This is a genomic window from Lysinibacillus sp. ZYM-1 (assembly GCF_001308875.1).
In the GTDB taxonomy this organism is placed as follows: Bacteria; Bacillota; Bacilli; order Bacillales_A; family Planococcaceae; genus Lysinibacillus.
Genome location: NZ_KQ465134.1, coordinates 19,479 through 36,057 on the forward strand (window position 1 = coordinate 19,479; position 16,579 = coordinate 36,057).

Annotated in this window: 21 protein-coding genes; 7 read left to right on the forward strand and 14 right to left on the reverse strand. The window is 32.2% G+C overall.

Translation table 11 applies throughout. The features are described 5' to 3' along the window. Positions 1-441: 441 nt before the first annotated feature. From AO843_RS18865 to AO843_RS18880, 4 genes are all read right to left on the reverse strand, one after another. Positions 442-1,155: an MraY family glycosyltransferase gene (locus tag AO843_RS18865; RefSeq protein ID WP_054612634.1), complete on the reverse strand. Its 714-nt coding sequence runs from the start codon at positions 1,153-1,155 to the stop codon at positions 442-444. A 159-nt stretch (positions 1,156-1,314) separates the two neighbouring features. After that, complete coding sequence (locus tag AO843_RS18870; protein ID WP_231630204.1) at positions 1,315-1,623, reverse strand: hypothetical protein; 309 nt, start codon at positions 1,621-1,623, stop codon at positions 1,315-1,317. Positions 1,624-1,851: 228 nt separating this feature from the next. Further along, a complete protein-coding gene (locus AO843_RS18875) occupies positions 1,852-2,463 on the reverse strand; it encodes a Type 1 glutamine amidotransferase-like domain-containing protein (protein ID WP_054612635.1) in 612 nt (203 codons plus the stop codon). Between the two features lie 208 nt (positions 2,464-2,671). Beyond that, positions 2,672-3,151: a GNAT family N-acetyltransferase gene (locus AO843_RS18880; RefSeq protein WP_054612636.1), complete on the reverse strand. Its 480-nt coding sequence runs from the start codon at positions 3,149-3,151 to the stop codon at positions 2,672-2,674. Positions 3,152-3,368: 217 nt separating this feature from the next. On the opposite strand from AO843_RS18880, the gene AO843_RS24635 reads away from it, so the two are divergent. From AO843_RS24635 to AO843_RS24910, 3 genes are all read left to right on the forward strand, one after another. Further along, positions 3,369-3,527 (forward strand): hypothetical protein, encoded by a 159-nt coding sequence (locus tag AO843_RS24635; protein WP_197278960.1) that lies wholly within the window; start codon positions 3,369-3,371, stop codon positions 3,525-3,527. Between the two features lie 391 nt (positions 3,528-3,918). After that, complete coding sequence (locus tag AO843_RS18885) at positions 3,919-4,563, forward strand: pentapeptide repeat-containing protein (RefSeq protein WP_054612637.1); 645 nt, start codon at positions 3,919-3,921, stop codon at positions 4,561-4,563. Between the two features lie 277 nt (positions 4,564-4,840). Beyond that, positions 4,841-5,011, forward strand: coding sequence for a hypothetical protein (locus AO843_RS24910; protein ID WP_197278958.1), 171 nt, complete (start codon positions 4,841-4,843; stop codon positions 5,009-5,011). A gap of 239 nt (positions 5,012-5,250) precedes the next feature. On the opposite strand, the gene AO843_RS18890 is transcribed toward AO843_RS24910, so the two are convergent. The 4 genes from AO843_RS18890 to AO843_RS18905 all read right to left on the reverse strand — a co-directional run bounded on the left by AO843_RS18890 (position 5,251) and on the right by AO843_RS18905 (position 8,705). Then, the gene (locus AO843_RS18890) at positions 5,251-6,075 is read right to left on the reverse strand and encodes a DNA alkylation repair protein (protein ID WP_054612638.1); all 825 of its coding nucleotides are present in this window, start codon (positions 6,073-6,075) and stop codon (positions 5,251-5,253) included. A gap of 408 nt (positions 6,076-6,483) precedes the next feature. Beyond that, a complete protein-coding gene (locus AO843_RS18895; RefSeq protein WP_054612639.1) occupies positions 6,484-7,365 on the reverse strand; it encodes a cation diffusion facilitator family transporter in 882 nt (293 codons plus the stop codon). Positions 7,366-7,797: 432 nt separating this feature from the next. Next, entirely contained in the window at positions 7,798-8,226 is a 429-nt protein-coding gene (locus tag AO843_RS18900) for a YxiJ family protein (RefSeq protein ID WP_054612640.1), read from the reverse strand. A gap of 44 nt (positions 8,227-8,270) precedes the next feature. After that, the gene (locus tag AO843_RS18905; protein WP_054612641.1) at positions 8,271-8,705 is read right to left on the reverse strand and encodes a DUF1878 family protein; all 435 of its coding nucleotides are present in this window, start codon (positions 8,703-8,705) and stop codon (positions 8,271-8,273) included. Positions 8,706-10,093: 1,388 nt separating this feature from the next. Between AO843_RS18905 and AO843_RS18920 the strand changes: the two genes are divergently transcribed. From AO843_RS18920 to AO843_RS24205, 3 genes are all read left to right on the forward strand, one after another. Beyond that, positions 10,094-10,585, forward strand: a complete 492-nt coding sequence (locus AO843_RS18920; RefSeq protein WP_054612644.1) for a DUF2798 domain-containing protein — start codon at positions 10,094-10,096, stop codon at positions 10,583-10,585. A gap of 332 nt (positions 10,586-10,917) precedes the next feature. Further along, a complete protein-coding gene (locus AO843_RS24200; protein ID WP_082389533.1) occupies positions 10,918-11,028 on the forward strand; it encodes a YjcZ family sporulation protein in 111 nt (36 codons plus the stop codon). A gap of 244 nt (positions 11,029-11,272) precedes the next feature. Then, positions 11,273-11,389 carry a YjcZ family sporulation protein gene (locus AO843_RS24205; protein ID WP_082389535.1) on the forward strand — a complete coding sequence of 39 codons (117 nt, stop codon included), beginning with the start codon at positions 11,273-11,275 and terminating at the stop codon, positions 11,387-11,389. Positions 11,390-11,671: 282 nt separating this feature from the next. Here the strand turns inward: AO843_RS24205 and AO843_RS18925 are convergent, their stop codons facing one another. The 6 genes from AO843_RS18925 to AO843_RS18945 form a co-directional block, all read right to left on the reverse strand. Continuing rightward, the gene (locus AO843_RS18925; protein ID WP_054612645.1) at positions 11,672-12,418 is read right to left on the reverse strand and encodes a VOC family protein; all 747 of its coding nucleotides are present in this window, start codon (positions 12,416-12,418) and stop codon (positions 11,672-11,674) included. 110 nt (positions 12,419-12,528) lie between these two features. Then, on the reverse strand, positions 12,529-13,251 hold the full coding sequence (locus AO843_RS18930; protein ID WP_054612646.1) for an SDR family NAD(P)-dependent oxidoreductase: 723 nt from the start codon (positions 13,249-13,251) through the stop codon (positions 12,529-12,531). 251 nt (positions 13,252-13,502) lie between these two features. Next, entirely contained in the window at positions 13,503-13,664 is a 162-nt protein-coding gene (locus tag AO843_RS24915) for a hypothetical protein (protein WP_197278959.1), read from the reverse strand. Positions 13,665-13,920: 256 nt separating this feature from the next. Further along, complete coding sequence (locus tag AO843_RS18935; RefSeq protein WP_054612647.1) at positions 13,921-14,208, reverse strand: hypothetical protein; 288 nt, start codon at positions 14,206-14,208, stop codon at positions 13,921-13,923. Continuing rightward, positions 14,190-15,170: an anti-sigma factor gene (locus AO843_RS18940; protein ID WP_054612648.1), complete on the reverse strand. Its 981-nt coding sequence runs from the start codon at positions 15,168-15,170 to the stop codon at positions 14,190-14,192. Before AO843_RS18940 ends, AO843_RS18935 begins: the two co-directional genes overlap by 19 nt. Positions 15,171-15,172: 2 nt before the next feature. Further along, positions 15,173-15,649, reverse strand: a complete 477-nt coding sequence (locus tag AO843_RS18945; RefSeq protein ID WP_054612649.1) for a sigma-70 family RNA polymerase sigma factor — start codon at positions 15,647-15,649, stop codon at positions 15,173-15,175. A gap of 543 nt (positions 15,650-16,192) precedes the next feature. Here AO843_RS18945 and AO843_RS18950 point away from each other — a divergent pair. After that, positions 16,193-16,405 (forward strand): RNA polymerase subunit sigma, encoded by a 213-nt coding sequence (locus tag AO843_RS18950; RefSeq protein ID WP_231630205.1) that lies wholly within the window; start codon positions 16,193-16,195, stop codon positions 16,403-16,405. Positions 16,406-16,579: the final 174 nt, after the last annotated feature.

Consider the following 16,579-nt stretch of genomic DNA (forward strand, 5'->3'; position numbering starts at 1 on the left):
CAAAAATTCTATATTATGTAATCCTTGATACTGGCTCATTGTTTATTATTAGGGCCGTTAGCGCAATAAGAAAAGGTTCTTTAAGTTAATTAGCTTGATTTTAAACACTTGCACCCTTTCATTTAAGAAGGATGAAGTGATTAAAATTTCTTCTCTTCTGAGTATATCTTTACAAGAAAAAAAGAAATTACTAAAGAAATGAATCCAAAAATAAAGACTTTTAGCCAAGATATTTCTACATTGAAAGGCGACATTTTCTCCATATTTAAAGTATATAAGGACCACCATTCATCCCTTGTCGACAGAAAAACAGAAGCAAACAACCAAACACCAAATTACATAATAGTATTTATAAGACAAAGGATTGTATCTTGAATGTTTCTCTCTCCCATTTAGCGATTTTACTTTATTCTTATTGAATAAAGCGAAGTACTTAAGTTTCTAAATAAAGCGATATTTACGTGAAGATTGTATGATCACCAAAACAATCGTTAACCCAACAACGAGATACCATATTTTATGAAAAGGTACTATGAACATTAATGCACCAAATAATATAGCAATTAAAGAGCTAATTGTAATTGATTGCACGCTCGTAAATTTATCTTGAATAAAATAATATAAAGTGAATGGTAGTGCTAAAGTAAATATCGGAATATAAATGGTTACAATAGATGTTTTAATGAGAGATATTGAAAGTACAGCTATTATGAAACCTATTGATGTAGTAAGCGTTCTACCCAAAAGTACTTTACCTGAAAAATAGCCATACAATAGAATAAACACAATCGCTAAGCTGCTATAAATCCCCATATTAAAAACAAATGAATGACCCATAAAGTAAGCTGACATTGAGAAACAAACTAAAGAAGCGATTGGTAACAGCAATATTGAAGGTTTTTGAACCTTTTCTAAATTCATTACATTTGTAAAACCTACCAGAAATAATAAAGTAAATGGAATCGACAAATAGCCTAAATCGAAGTGATCACCTAGATTAATATAACGAACCTCAAGTTTGCCGACTATTATAATTACAAGTGACGCACAAATTTGACCAATCACCCGCCAAATGCTTGATAATTTAAACGCTTGCGTAAGCTTATCTGAAATTACAATTGCAACGATGCCCATTAATAAAGCAACATATAACATATTTTCTCCTCCTTAAAACTTTGGAAATACACTGTCCTCATTTCAAATTTTACAAAACAGTAAAAAAATTACATATTACCTATAATACCACTTATTGAACTAAATTGCTCCATTTGCGCAAAAAGCGACTGCTCTTATTGAACAATCGCACTCTGTTTGCTAATGAGATTTGGAAACATGCTTACAATATTTTTCTAACTCTCTTAAAGTAAATAGTGATGTGATAGGGTATTCGCTTGAAGTTTCTTTTGAATATGTTAAATGAACTACTGCAAATTTGTTCAGGTATTTAATCCAAAAAATAACATCATCATTATCTTCTCTTCTAGCCACTGCTACAGCTTCTTTTCCATAGAGAATGTGTTTTAGAGATAGTTCTTTCTCTAACTCTTTATTTAAGGATTCTGACATCCTTTTTGATATCAACCACCATGGATCGTTCATAAAACTTTTTAATACTTCTCGCATTATCGATGATCACCTCCAATAATTAAATTTAACGTACTATTCCTTCTTACAGCCAAATTAGTTGAGGAAACAATACATTGCAGAAATAACTAAAAAGAAGCAACCTCTTGGCTACTGCATCTGCTTTTGTGTATAGGATACTTTATTAAATTTAGTAGGATCAATAATCGTTTCAAAAGACAACTTTATTATTTGTGTTACTTCTTTATGCCCTACATCTCTTGACATTTAAATTACTTCCATATCATCATCTCGAACTAAAATCACCTGTGCGTTAGATATCAGAGTCATTGGAAGTTTATTGTTATAATTCGTAATTACCTCTTCAATCATACTACTAAAGAATTCATGTCCATAATGAGGAACCGGATAGGATGCTATTAGATTTAAGCCCCGAGTTGATTCTAAATGCGCTGCCTTTTTCATTTCATCAATATATTTTACATATTCAATATCAGGTGCCATTATTATTGAACCAGCAGACTCACCTATATAAAGCTTACCAGCATTAACTAGTTCAATCATTAATTGATCTATCTCCGACCTTTTTAATTCTTGAAGTAAGAAAAATGTATTACCTCCTGATACATATATAAAATCATTTTTCCTCAATATTTTTTCTGCTTCCAATTTATCAGCTTTTGATATATCAAGTATTTCTATAAACATGCCCAATTCTTCAAAGGCCTTTTTTGCAGACTCTACATAATGTACTACCTCTTCAACTGCACTTGCAGTTGGAATAAAAGTAACTATTTTTCCTTCCAAGTTCTCGCCAACAAAATCTTTCAAAAAATGACTAGTATCATAAAATGAAGAAGATAAAAACATTTTTTTCATAAAGCGCCTCCCAAAATAAGAACTTATGTTTCTATTTTTAGCGTAATAGATTTTCTTAAAAAAATCAAACATTCATATTTTTGAACTAATTTTCAAAATTTGATACTAAACTTTTCCAAAAAAATACAACCAGAGTTAATCTACAAAATGTAGAATCAACTCTGGTGATGATGGAATAAGTATTCTTACTCTCATTTTTGGTCTACTATCATTTTATTAATTGTCTCATGATTATTTCTTCCCCAATACGTCCTATTAGCCGTTCATTTGTATCTTCAAATCCTACTTTTTCATATAGTTTTTGTGCTGGTATATTATCTTTGTCTACAACTAAAACAATTTCATCGCAATTAGGGAATTCAGTTTTAACAAATTCAGCTAGTAATGTCATTCCTTGTTTTGCGTAGCCTTTTCCTTGCTCTGTATGATTAATAGAAAGTGCCGTTAATAACAAAGCATTGGGATTATTAGAGTATTTTTTTACTCTTTCATTTAAATTGAGGAGAAAGAAACCAACAGGTGTATCGTCGCTTAAAATAACAATACGATGCTGTCCTTCATTAATTTCCTCAAAATTACTTGGAAGTGCAGAAAATTGTTTTTGTTCTTCTGTTAGTACAAAAGAGCTCAATTCTTTCATATATTTATTTGAAAAATGTTTTAATTCAACCCTTTTCAATTTTTCCATATGATTTATCTCCATTCGCTTTTTCTATACTTTACCATTTTTTATTTGAAATTTCTAAATATATAGCTCCGTTAATTGAATATCAATCATATTTTATAAAACACACTTTTTATTAAAATGGGCATAGTGCTCCCCGCTTTACTCATTGGAACACCACCTAGGGATTTGTCATATGCTATAGAAATGTTTTTCTACTAATGACAAAGGAGTATGCTCTTTGCGTTTTGGCTACCCCCAAGCTTGGCGTGAAGACATACTGCACAAGTCGACTCAAAATATTATGTATACGACAGTTGGCGAACCTAAATTTACCGAGAATTTAATCCAATACAAAGGATTATTGATTGGCATCACGACAACTGTTGGTAATTGGTAGGTACTCTAGATAATGTTTTCATTGATCACATAGTTAAGCAATGACCTTGAGCTAGGTTTCGTAGTCCATCGATGACCTGCTGTATGAGCTAACTGACAACGATTGTAGAGTCGGTTGACTGAGAGCCATCCTTAACATGCTGGCTCCATTATTTAACTTCGTTGCCCTGATATATTAACTCAATAGCACTAACCCACTGAAATATACCCTTTTTTTCATTTTTTCGGCAATCTTAGTTGTAACAATTATTTTCTTTACTATAATCTTCATGTTGTGCAGTAATGTGGTAAAGATTTAGATTTGTCCACACTTTTACTTAATATGAAAGTCTTTTTATTTTATTTCTTTTTCTTTAAGATAGTTCCTAACTACATTTGAAGGGTGTGCTAATATGCCACGTAATTTCCAAATTACATCACCAAAAATACCTACTGATCTAGAAAAGGCTAATTTTCAAGATATTTTTTATGAGGAAGAACCATATTTATCAAATTGTATGATTGCAGATACAGTCATTGATAACGAGGTTGTTGAAAGATTAATCGTATCAAAAGTTATATTTAAAAATGTCACATTCATAAATTCAAGTTTTAAAAAAATTGATTTAACGGATGTCATTTTTGAAAACTGTGATTTATCTAACTCCATTTTAAAAGAAGGCATTATACATAGAGTTTTTTTAAAAAACTGTAAGTTATTAGGTGTGGATTTTTCTGAAGCTAACCTTGGAAATGTTTCTTTTGAAAATTGTATGGCAACCTTATGCAATTTTCCTGAAGCTCGTATTAAACAAGTACTATTTGATAACACCATCCTACAAGGAGCGAATTATTTTGATTGTTTACTAAATAAAGTGGCATTTCACGAATGTGATATTAATGATGTTGATTTTTCTGAAACTTCATTAAAAGGGATAGACATTAGTACATGTAAATTTAAAAGACTTCAGGTAACTCCAGAAAGTTTGAATGGGTGTGAAGTATCTTCTGAACAAGCAATAGGATTTGCTTCATTGCTCGGGTTAAAGGTTAAATGATTAGACCCAGCTATAACATTAGTCTATAAAACTACTTAAAATAGCTTTGTCTTAAAAAGACTGCCTATTTTACGGTACGTTTCAAGTAGCCAATGAGATTTATTCTTTTTTGGTTACTTTTTTGATTCAAATGAAAAATCCATCCTTCTCAATTGAACTTTTTCTTTCTATCAAGATCCACATCGTGTCAGTAAAAGAACCCATTCATAGTTCTAAAAACTTCCTAACTATGTTTTTCTTTTGCAATACGATCATTTAAATAGTAGGAGGTGTCATAATGACCCTAAAAATTGTTAAAACGCTTTTATCTATTATTATCGTGTTTATGTATTATCTAGGCTTTTGGACAGAATCCTTCACGATAAAAATGGTTATTTTCTATCTTATGGTCGTCTTTATTTTCGAGGTAGGTGTGGAAACTGGTAAGAAACAAAATAACAGAATGTAATTAGAAAATTTTATGCATTTCTCTTTCATTAATCCCATTTTTCTTCCTTAACAGCCCACCTACCCCAGCTCAATCCGTTTAGCTACTTCATGAACCTAACAATTAAAGCTACGTTTGTGGCACTGATTAGTTATTCCATCTATTGGAACATCCTGCATTCATGAGGTTAATCTATATCTTGATCTTGTAAGCTATATCAACTTTCATATTGTCACGGGCCTTATTCCCAGTAAACAGAGTTAGTTTTTCATTATTGTTCTTTGGGCTTTCTTAATAATTTTTGCGGTTGCTTTTGTATCAGATTCTTTACTCCATTTTTCACATAGCGTTATCACAAAATCAGGCTGGGTTTTACTAGCATCATTTAACCAATTTCCAACAGAATCTTGTACATACTTTGATGGATCTGATTTCAGTTGGTTAAGAATTGGAAGAGCTTTATTAGGAGTTTGTTTTAAAACTTCGATATGTTTGGCCCAAACACCTCGAGGACGAATTACTTCAATGGAAAATCTACGTATATTTTCATCATCTTTTTTTGCCCAGGCTGTTAACAATTCTATACTTTCATCAAGATTTTGCGATATATCCTCTCTAATAGACATCCAAGAAATTTCTCGAACACCAAAATGATGATCCCCAGCAAAGGCATATATGTACGCTAATTTTTCTTCTAAAGAGGTGTCATCATTTCTATTCATAAATGCTGCCCAACAACGGACACTATCCGATGGATGAGTCGCAAATTTTTTTATGAGCTCTCCTTTCTTTTGCTCATTTTCTTCATCTATAACTTTATTCAATAGTTCACCAGTTAAGCGAATTGCTTTCATACCTGATTCAGCATCCTGCTTTAACATTTCTGACACTATACTTTCCAATTTATTATGTAATCCTACTTTAGGAAGAACATTTTTCAATAAAGTAATATGGTTGATGGCTAACCATTCAGTTAGATTAACACTCTCTATTTCCCCTTGATTCAATAACATCAGTACTTCCTCAGGGATATCACTAACTTTTCTAGCTCCTTTTCTATTTAAAATATCTACATGAATTGGCATGAAGTCTTCCTCCCACTATATTTTTTCCAATGTAAGTTCATTATACTAATAATTTCTAATTTATTTAAACATGCTTATAAAATATCTCGAAAAATAACCTAAGTATGAACAAATAGAGAAATAAACAAACATACCTTTTTCCTTTTTAGAATAGAAAAAAGACCAAGACCCCAATAAATTGAGTTCCTAATCTTATGTTTGATAGTATAAAAATTGAACAAGTAATTAAAGTTACAGTCCCGTAAATTGTAAATTATAACGGTATAGGACGAACAATATATAATGCAAAATTAATTTTATATACAACATTTATTGTAGCAAACTTTTATTTCATCGAATGAATTAAAGTAGTGCCCTGCAATGAATATACCTATATTGTTTAGTTTGGTCACTTCTAAATCAAGATTTTTATACTTTTTCCTCATCGGGTTCTACATGAACATGAACTTCGTAAACTCCCTGGCCATTAATCATCTTATCTTCAACATGACAAGCTACCTCATGTGCCTCTGTAATATCCATATTTGCATTTACTAGGATGACTACATCAATAACTTCATTGTTGCCATAATTTCTACCTCTGATTTCCTTAATGCCAATAACGCCATCTAACTTTAAAATAATATTTTTGTAGTTTTGAAGTATCTTTTCATCAAATCCGTCAGAAAGTTCGTGAGAAGCTTCTTTGAAAATATCCCAAGCTGTTTTACAAATTAAAAAACCGACAATAATAGCTGTTACTGTATCTAACCACGGCATATGTAATTGTGATCCGAATATACCTACTGCTGTTCCAATACTTACCCACGCATCTGACAAATTGTCTTTGGCCGCTGCCATAACGGCTTTACTATTTATCTTATCAGCCAATTTTTTGTTATAACGATATACAAAATACATAACCAATGCTGATCCTAGTCCTACATAGGCTGCAAAAATGTCAGGCGTTTCTTTTCCACCTTGAAAAATTGAAGTAAAAGCATCGAATAATACTTGAATACCAACTGCCATCATAATAAAAGAAGCTACCATTGAAGCAATTGTTTCGCTTTTCCAATGACCGTATCTATGGTCATGGTCTGCAGGTTTTTGTGAAAGTTTAAGTCCTATTAGTACCGCAATCGAGGCAATAATATCCGTCGTATTATTTAGCCCATCCGCCTTTAATGCATCTGAACCACTCATGTAACCAATTCCAACCTTTATTATGGACAAAACTATATAAGCAATAATACTGATTATTGCACCACGTTCACCTAATTTAAGATTATTGTATCTTTCTTCTTCCAACTCATTTACCTCCCATTTAAGCACTTTTTTTATAATAACAGCCCAACCTCGAGTGGGTCTACAGCAATCTTTTTGCCTAAACCTACATAAGTGGAAGTAATATAAAAGAGTTGTTTATAGGAAAAATTCATTACCAAAAGAAGTAGTCTTTCGAATTTCAAAATTTATTTCAATATATTATTTCTAACCCCATTTCTCATCATACTGATCCCCTCCTTTGTGTGATAAACCTTATTACTAAGTCATCAATGGGCACAATTTAAATTCGAGCTGTGGCTCTTCAGGCTATCCACTGACAAATAAAAGGTGTATATGAATGAAATACAGAAAAACACTTAATACATTGGTATGACAACGTTTTAAGTGTTTTATTTCGTCCCAAAACTTTCATTTGGGAATGTTTTATTGAATTTTGTTGTATAAATTTCAAGTTCATTTCTCAAAAGTCAGATTTATTTTTGTGTATAGATTCTGTCGTTTTAATGGATAATGGTTATTTGACAACAGTTGTAATAACAATTTTCGTGCTTGCTCATAGGTTTTATATTCCTGAAAAAAATGATTATAGTTTGCTATCCGGTCTTCCAAAAATTCATATTGATTATAGTATTCAAAAAAAGACTTATATAGCATGTCAATTTGTCCTTGTGGGATTTGATTTATCTTATCATCTAAAATATAACTTAATGTTCCAGCTATATTCACACAGTAATAACGAAAATCTTCATAGAAATCCACCTCATCGGATATATTCAAAAATTCTGTTCGAAAATCTTCACATATTTTATTAATATCTCTAGTAGGAAATGGTTTTCTTAATTCGGTTTTAATTTCAGCTAGTTGTTTTAGAATATCATCCATATTTTCACCCCTATAAGTATGTCATTTTAAATTACATAAGTTTGTTAATGTCCTTCTAATTGGTTCAATAGATAGTCACATAGTTCTTTATAAATGGATTGCCTTTTTAAATTTAAGATAAAGTGTTTTGCATTTATTTCTTTATTATGATAGATACAGTTCAAGTAATGTTCGAATTCAGAGATACTTGGTAATTCAGTTTTGTATATCTCTAAGGTGTCAATTTGATAGGTTTTTAACAACGTTTTTAATGATTCATCATCTTTGTTTAACTCGTGATAACTATGGAAGTTATTATCATTACGCTCGTTTAGACGATAATAGAAAGCTGATAGTATCTTCATTACAGCATTAACTTGGGTTTCCTCGAATTCATTATCCAAGGCATACATAAAAAAAGGGAATTCATCATCATTAACCATAAATTTAAGTAGTTTAATTTGATATTTTAATTGCCTGATTTCTTGCTCTACATTCATTTCTTCACCTCTTTTATCATACTAACATAAATTGGATACCATTCTCTTATTGAAAACCTGCTCCATTAATATAAGTAGAAAAAGGCTCTACTCCTTATTGAAGTAAAGCCCCGTTAGCACAGTTAGTAGATAGATATTTATTGAAAGTTATTACTAATTAATTGAAAAAATCCAAACATATTCGGTAATATAAAGATCAAAAATAGCCCTGTAAACGAGAAGGTTATAAATCTTTTTCTATCTATACCAACTCTTAATTCCCAGAGTCCCAGGCATACTAAATACAAACCTATCAACATACTAATCATTGGTAACATTACTAAATAAATATTCATTTCATTTTCTCCTTTTACTGATTACGTTTTATATGTATCTCTTTGAATTGACATAGTCCCTTTACTTTAATACGTCTGGCATGAATATAAGTTCCATTTTTAAATAAATTTTCCATTTAAAATTAACAAAAATCTTAAACTAACCTACTCTTTTAGTTTAAGTACTTTTCTTTACAATCTCCACGTCCAATTTAATGATTGTATTTTATTCAATTAAATGGTCCATTTCATGAAGAAAGACGCTTTCCTTGGCCCGCCTAAACAACCTTTTCCTCATCTTACACACTCGCGTCACTTAACAAGGAATTATGCTTGTCGATTCAGCAGTGGCCGCTATCCTCTTACTTAAACTATTTAGGGCATACATCCAAGCCAAGCTCTGACATTAGGCATAAACTGGTTATATGTCTAATTTAAAAAAAGAGGTGAATCTTGACTTATGCGATATATGGAAGAAATGCCTTTCTATGGACAAAATCCAAGGGGTCTTGAAAATTGTATATTTCGTTTCACGTATATGTGGCTTAGAAACGGTGACAATTTCTGGTTCTTTCTAACTACTGTTGGACACGAAAGAGCGTATGGCTACAGGTTTTTCGGTGGAAGATGGAATCAATATTCCATTGCTTTAAGAGACATTGACTCCTTCCGTTGTTCTCATCCGACTCCTACTCCATATTAGAAAACTGCACCTGACCTTTTTTAACCTTATCATTCAGTCTTACTTTAGAATGTGCGGGCTTTCTTAATTAGAGATCGTTTTTTGTATCTAATACAGTAAACACCAGATACACTTGCGTGTCCCTTCAATCATGTATAAAACGTTAATCTTTCGGTTAGCGTTTTTTATACTGAATTTAGAATGAACGCCAAAACGAACATAAGTTTAATCCTTCACAACTTCCCTTTTCATGTCCATATTCGTTCCTTTTTCCTCGTAATGTACAGCAAAAATTAAATTTCATTCTTTATATAACCGTCACAAAGTTGTCACTTACGAAGATTTTATCAAATCTATATACTAACTCTAGTAACAGAAAGGAGTGTTGACATATGCCAACTACTAGAAAAGAAAGTCTCTATTTTGGTTTAATCATGTGTTTTGGAATGGTACTTTTTATGACTCTTTATAACTTTTACCTTAAAGGTACATTCGGACAAGTATCTCTCTTAGGAGGAATAACTGATTTTTTTATAGGGTTTATTGTTGCCATAATTCTTGACTTGTTCCTAGTAGGACCTCTAGCTAAAAGAATAGCTTATCGATTAACAACAAATACATCCAATGTTCTTTTTAAAGTTCTGACAATATCCACCTGTATGGTTATTGGAATGGCTTTTTTCATGTCCATTTACGGTTTGGTAACAAGTTATTTTCACAATGGTTTATCTTCCAACTCGGTTATAAAGGAATTTTTCTCCGTTTTTTGTAGGAATTTTATTGTAGCCTTGCCCTTGCAAATCATTATTATGGGTCCCATTGTACGTTATATTTTCAGTAAGTATATAAAAACTACTCAAAATAACGTAGCATTAAAAAATTAAGACGGGCTATTTACATTACGTTTCATGTAGCCATTGAGATTTATTCTTTTTGGTTACTTTTTTGATCTAAGGGGAACTCACTCCTTAGCCCCTACTTAAATTACTTACTTGCTCAAGTTCTTTCCCCAAGGCTCTGTAACTCCCGACATACCTTGTACCAGCTTTAGATTTGTGGTAAATGTCTTTTGAATCAATATGCATTATCAGGGCAATTTGTACCTTGAGCTCGTCGCAACAAATTTTCCCCAACTTATAGCTCTATAAGGTTGGATAAATACCTCTAAACTTCCAATAACTATACATACTATAGACATAGAAAGGAGGGATATTTCATGAGCTATTATTGTGGAGGCAATAGCGGTGGTGGCTATGGTTCATCATTCGTTCTAATTGTTGTTCTATTTATTCTATTAATTATTGTCGGCGCTACTTTCTTGTATTAATCTCTAATCACCCTTTTGTTCACATAGATGAATAGAACAAAAGATAGATAGTCATAGCAGAACCACTGTTTCCAGCCTATTTTCCGTCCCAAATTATCAGATAAAAGTCTATTACCCTTTCTTATGAGCTCCCAAAATCATAATATTTATCGTTATATAAATTTCCATTTATACAATAGATAAATATCGCAATTCATATTAACAACTATTCATAAAATAGATGATAGAAGGGGGGGAATTAATGATGTCTCAAGAATATGGTAATGGAAGTGGTTATGGATCTGGATCATCTTTTGCTCTAATTGTTGTACTATTTATTCTTCTGATTATTGTCGGTGCTAGCTTCATGTCAAGATACTAGTAATGTCCCATACGGTCTCTGATGCTATGCTCGTCTCTATTGCTCATAATTTCTAGGATAATTCAAACTAACTTATCCTTTACACCTACCAATAGTCATAAGGGTCACTATCCTCCGTGTGACCCTTTTTAAGTCCTTAATTTTTCGGAAGGTTTATTGGATGCATCCCCTTCTCTTTTTGTCGTTGTTGGGTCAATTCTTTTGACGGAGGATCATCCTCCGAAACCTCGTATTTAGAAATAAAACAGTTATCTAATATAGAATTATAGGATGTCATCATGTTTAACTATTTATAATTTTCAAGTTTCCTATTTCAAGTTGATTTGTTGATTTTTCTTCATTCTTACAGTCCAAAATTACTTCAACTGAATGTTCTTTAGATTCCACAAATGAAATAGTTTGTTTTTCAAGAGCAATGGTGATTGTCTCACCCTCTGTTTTATAATCTTGAAAAAGTGCTTTTAGTATATTTTTGTCTTGTTCTGTCAATGTGCCGTAAATCTTCACTTCTAGTATGCCATTTATATTTTTTTCTCTACTATTTGGCACCATATACTGTTGCATAAATGCTTTGCTTTTTTCATCATTCAACTGCTGTAAGAAAAATTGAAAAGGTATCACTTCAAATTTAGGTAAATTTGAATTTTTCCAAGGCATCGTCTTACTCAGTAAATTAAAGAACCATCTGAATCTTAATGGTTTTGGTGGTGATACCTGAATGTTGTGACGAATAAGATTCTGATAGGCCGCTTCAATATCATCTACTTCTAATGCAAAGCCAATAAGTCCCCTATGCCCTCTTTGATAATCCTTTGTCCAATTCTCTAACCACCCACCACCATCATTCGATTTGATTTTAACCAATTCAAAGTACTCGTTGCCAATCCAAATATTCGATACTTTAAATCCTTTTGTCCCCTTTCCCCATTTTGGTTCATATGGGAGACCTAATGATCGAACTTTCTCAATAAAACTTTTATCTTCTTGTACAAAACTATCGACATTTACAACTAAATGGTCTATTTTCATATAGCTCATCCCCTCTATGTGTTTAGTTCTTTTAACACTATTCACTTCTATACTCTAATAGGACCGAAACGAAAAGGAGTTCCAACTTTGCTTGGAGCAGTATGGAACAATCACGCATTTAAGTCTGTTATTGCAGGAATATTAATTTCTTTTACACATGATACCGGTGATAAATTAATTACACATTGCACGATAGATACAATATCTTGTACAGGAATGCGTGTACCTTCATATAAATGAATGGCTTTTTCGGCTCCTTCTTCATAAGGGACCTCTGCTGCCAGTTCCCCAGGATTAATACAAGTGACAGGGATTTTATCTTCTCTTAAATGTTCACGTAGAGCATTTGTAATACCTCGTATGCCGAATTTAGATGTGACGAATGAAACTTGTGAATTATTTGTGTGATCTAATCCTGCTGTTGAACCAATTAAAATAATTTTTCCACTTTTCGCTTGTCTTAAATTCGGTAAAAGCGCCTGAATATATGTAATAGTAGAAGTTAGATTGATATTGATTAAGTTTGAAATATCTTCGACTTCATCCTTATCAAATGTATAGTCATCCTCAAAACCCCGCTTTTCCCATACCCCAACATTATAAATTAGTACATCAATAGCAATGTCCTTTAACTTTTCTTTTAAAGATGGTATTTGCTGTTGGCTAGACAAATCAATGGAGATCCATTGACGATTTACACCATCATTGATATCTATACTCTTAGGTCGTGTACGTGAAACCATCCATACAGTATCGCCCTTCACGGGTAAGCCTTTTACAAAAGCATCACCTAATCCTTGACTTGCTCCAAATACAATAATATTTTTACTCATTTTTACCATCCTTTCAAAATTACTGTTATCATTATTAGATTATAGTAATTTTAAAATTAAATCTATTATGAACTGGGACCATCCTAAACAAAGAGAGGTATGAGCTCGGAGAAATCGGAAATAGAATAAGCAAATGATGCATCGGTTTGAGCCATTGTCATATGAAATGATTAGTCAACCAAAGCTTAAAAAATGTAAAAACCAGATACTCCACCGAGCACCTGGTTTATTTTTATAGAATTCTGTTTTTATTATTGGGACAAATCTTCAGTTGATTTTTCAAATGCTAGTAGATGTCCATCCATTTTTGCTTTTTCAAGTTCTTCCATATATTCTTCTTTTCTTTCATCAAGTCTTGAATCAAGTGTGTTTTGATAACCCGGAAATAGATTGTAATCTACTGGTTTACCCATAAGTTCACCTCTTATTCTCTATTTTTTTACTCATTATAGAATATATTGATATTTTCTGACAATTACTTTCGGTATTTTTGATTATAAGGGCTGACAAGACATCACAACTGTCGTCTTATAAGAAACTTTTAACTATATTTTATTACCTATACGGAATATATGATAAAAGCCTCACTATGCTGATATAGGTTCGTCTACTCTAATTGTCGAGAACTCAGTTACGAATTGTGAAAGTGCGACACTCCATTTGCTTTTGTTAAGGAAATGGTATAATAAACCAACCAACGAAAAATATAACAATCATAAATAAAACAAGATAGCAGCCAAGAAAGATTCCCCACATTCCTAGAGAACGGCTAGATTTTGAAATAGTTGCAATGATACCAAAAATGAATATCAAGATAATGAAATTCCTACTAGTAAATGGAGCATCATAGCCCACGATAATCCAACTATTAATCATTATTAGCGTCCATAAGCCTAAGCTAACACTAGCCCAGCCAAAAACATTAAAAATGGACTGTTTTAACGCACCCAATTCCATAATTTAACCTCCCCAAGTTTCATATGTTTAATCATTGTTAGAGTTTGTAGCTGTTCAACCTCAGCTTTAGGTCCTGTAATGACAACCCCATATGTTTTCATGTCGTGTTGTTCTAAATATTTAATTCTCTCTTTTAAGTCCAGGTTTTTATGAGCGGAAACAGCGGTAGCAGTCTCCTCATAATCAGCTAGAAAATTTAAGATGGATAAAAAAGTTTGTTCATGAGAAGTTGCATTTTTAAATGGCGACCAATTTGTTTGATCAGGTTGTACAGGATAGCCTATAGGCGATACAACATTCCCCCTTGCACTTAGCATGGTGTCTTCTACACCTGTATAAATAGCTGCCCATGTAACATCTACATTCGGCATCTGCTGTATAACTTTATCCACTGAATATAAATCGTTTAAAGAAATATACGCTTCTACAACTGTTTCATTTGGTAATCCTTTTAATTTTCTTTGCTCTTCAATCGTATTAAATTCTGCTCGATTATCAGGATGTACTAGCCACTGATTTGTTTCAGTCGGGTATTTTGGATACGATTTTTCTAGTTTTGAAGTAATGTTCTTTTCGACTAAATTATTTAACATAAAGCGTGTATCATAATGTTTCACGGGATAGACCTCATCACCTATCTGCTTAAATTGCTCAAATGATAACCCCATCGAAAATAAAGAGAAATTCATATCAAATTCAAGTTCTTCCAATGTCGTATTCGGTTCTGTTACATAAAGAGTCTGGCTTGTTACATCCATTAATGTTGTAGATTTTGTACCAAAAGCATAATACAAAAATGTTAGCATATAACAAGTTGGGACAATTAAAAGGGCAATTGTCAACGTCGTTACAATCAGTTTCCGCTTAGATGATGCAACGGCTTTCTTTATTACATTTGTCGAAGGTGCATCTCCTTTTTCACTATCCTTAGCTTGTTGTAATAATTGTTTATAAGAATCCAACTCTATTCCTCCCTTGTAATCAGTGCGCGCATTTTTTTGCGTCCTCGCGCTAAATGACTTTTCACAGTATTTAAATTTAAATGTAAGATGTTTGCAGCTTGTTCATTTGTACAGTCATGTACATCGCATAACAAAATAATTTGTTTTTCAATCGGTTTAATCTGTTCTAGTAGGTTTAATAACTTCAGATAAGCATCTTGTTCCACAATGATTTTTTCCGGTGTATTTGAATGAATTTGGTCAACAATATCGGCAGTAACATACCGCTTCTCTTTTCGTGTACTGTCGATGTATGTATAGTAAGCTACTTTAAAGAGCCAAGGTTTGATATCTTGAATTTCTTGACCAAGAAGGGTGATATGCGCCTTTGTAAATGTGTCCTGAAGCAAGTCCTCCGCTGCACTATGATTTTTGGTAAGTGAATATAAATAGCGATATATATCTTTCATATAGGTGATATATATTGTTTCAAGTTCCATCTCTTCCCACCTTTCAACCTATCCTCGTTTAAAGGTCGTAAAAGGTTGCAAATAGTTTAAATTTATTTTAAATGTCTGCTTACAGAATTAGGTGACACATTAAAAAAAAGGAAAAAACCCATTCAAAATAAAGGGGTTTTTGCCTTTTTGTTCTCATTCATTCTTTTGTCGATTTACTCACAATAAGCAATAAATTATCCTTAAAGTGAGGTTCGATACTTTTAACTTTATTTTTCCATATAAATATAACGTGTATTTTCACCATAAACAGCCAAAGTAACACTGTGTAGGTCTCACTACTGAAAGCGGTCGTGTCGCTTCTTTAAACTGAGGATTCCCAGTACCAGTTGTGCCAGAGATGCTAAATGGTAACGGTTTTTAGCGTATACAGCGACATTTCAACTGTTTTAATGTATAAGTAACCATAAATGACACACACTATTATGAGGTGTATCGCACACACTGATTTTGGCTGTGGCGCTAGTTGACAGTCGCAGCCTCTTTTGTGTGATGAGTAGTACCCAACTATAATTTACATAAGAGGTGTTTTATTTGACCACATTAGGAAAATTACTATATATCGCTTTCCTTGTAACACTGTTTTTAATAACAACAATCTGGGATTATTTTATAAATGATAATTGGGCTTTACTTGAAAATTTATTCTTTTCCTTTTGGGTAGCAAGTTTTATATTTATGGCATTGTTACTTAGAAGTAAAAAAGGTGAAACTGAAAAAACTAAAAACAGAAGCTGATTGGAGAAATTTCTAATCAGCTTTTTTACTGTCTATTCCCTCATAATAGTACCGTACAAAACCCACACAATCTGTCTTATTGGGTGTTTCTATTATGATATAAATCTTGTTCTATAAGGTTACGTTTATTAACAGATTATCTTTAAAAATTTTCTACTAATTAAATTATATAAA

Bases quoted from the DNA above. Each gene is read 5' to 3' on its own strand.
- AO843_RS18865 (WP_054612634.1), bottom strand. From the start codon at position 1,155: ATGTTATATGTTGCTTTATTAATGGGCATCGTTGCAATTGTAATTTCA.
- AO843_RS18870 (WP_231630204.1), bottom strand. From the start codon at position 1,623: ATGCGAGAAGTATTAAAAAGTTTTATGAACGATCCATGGTGGTTGATA.
- AO843_RS18875 (WP_054612635.1), bottom strand. From the start codon at position 2,463: ATGAAAAAAATGTTTTTATCTTCTTCATTTTATGATACTAGTCATTTT.
- AO843_RS18880 (WP_054612636.1), bottom strand. From the start codon at position 3,151: ATGGAAAAATTGAAAAGGGTTGAATTAAAACATTTTTCAAATAAATAT.
- AO843_RS18885 (WP_054612637.1), top strand. From the start codon at position 3,919: ATGCCACGTAATTTCCAAATTACATCACCAAAAATACCTACTGATCTA.
- AO843_RS24910 (WP_197278958.1), top strand. From the start codon at position 4,841: ATGACCCTAAAAATTGTTAAAACGCTTTTATCTATTATTATCGTGTTT.
- AO843_RS18890 (WP_054612638.1), bottom strand. From the start codon at position 6,075: ATGCCAATTCATGTAGATATTTTAAATAGAAAAGGAGCTAGAAAAGTT.
- AO843_RS18900 (WP_054612640.1), bottom strand. From the start codon at position 8,226: ATGGATGATATTCTAAAACAACTAGCTGAAATTAAAACCGAATTAAGA.
- AO843_RS18905 (WP_054612641.1), bottom strand. From the start codon at position 8,705: ATGAATGTAGAGCAAGAAATCAGGCAATTAAAATATCAAATTAAACTA.
- AO843_RS18920 (WP_054612644.1), top strand. From the start codon at position 10,094: ATGCCAACTACTAGAAAAGAAAGTCTCTATTTTGGTTTAATCATGTGT.
- AO843_RS24200 (WP_082389533.1), top strand. From the start codon at position 10,918: ATGAGCTATTATTGTGGAGGCAATAGCGGTGGTGGCTATGGTTCATCA.
- AO843_RS24205 (WP_082389535.1), top strand. From the start codon at position 11,273: ATGTCTCAAGAATATGGTAATGGAAGTGGTTATGGATCTGGATCATCT.
- AO843_RS18925 (WP_054612645.1), bottom strand. From the start codon at position 12,418: ATGAAAATAGACCATTTAGTTGTAAATGTCGATAGTTTTGTACAAGAA.
- AO843_RS18930 (WP_054612646.1), bottom strand. From the start codon at position 13,251: ATGAGTAAAAATATTATTGTATTTGGAGCAAGTCAAGGATTAGGTGAT.
- AO843_RS24915 (WP_197278959.1), bottom strand. From the start codon at position 13,664: ATGGGTAAACCAGTAGATTACAATCTATTTCCGGGTTATCAAAACACA.
- AO843_RS18935 (WP_054612647.1), bottom strand. From the start codon at position 14,208: ATGGAATTGGGTGCGTTAAAACAGTCCATTTTTAATGTTTTTGGCTGG.
- AO843_RS18945 (WP_054612649.1), bottom strand. From the start codon at position 15,649: ATGGAACTTGAAACAATATATATCACCTATATGAAAGATATATATCGC.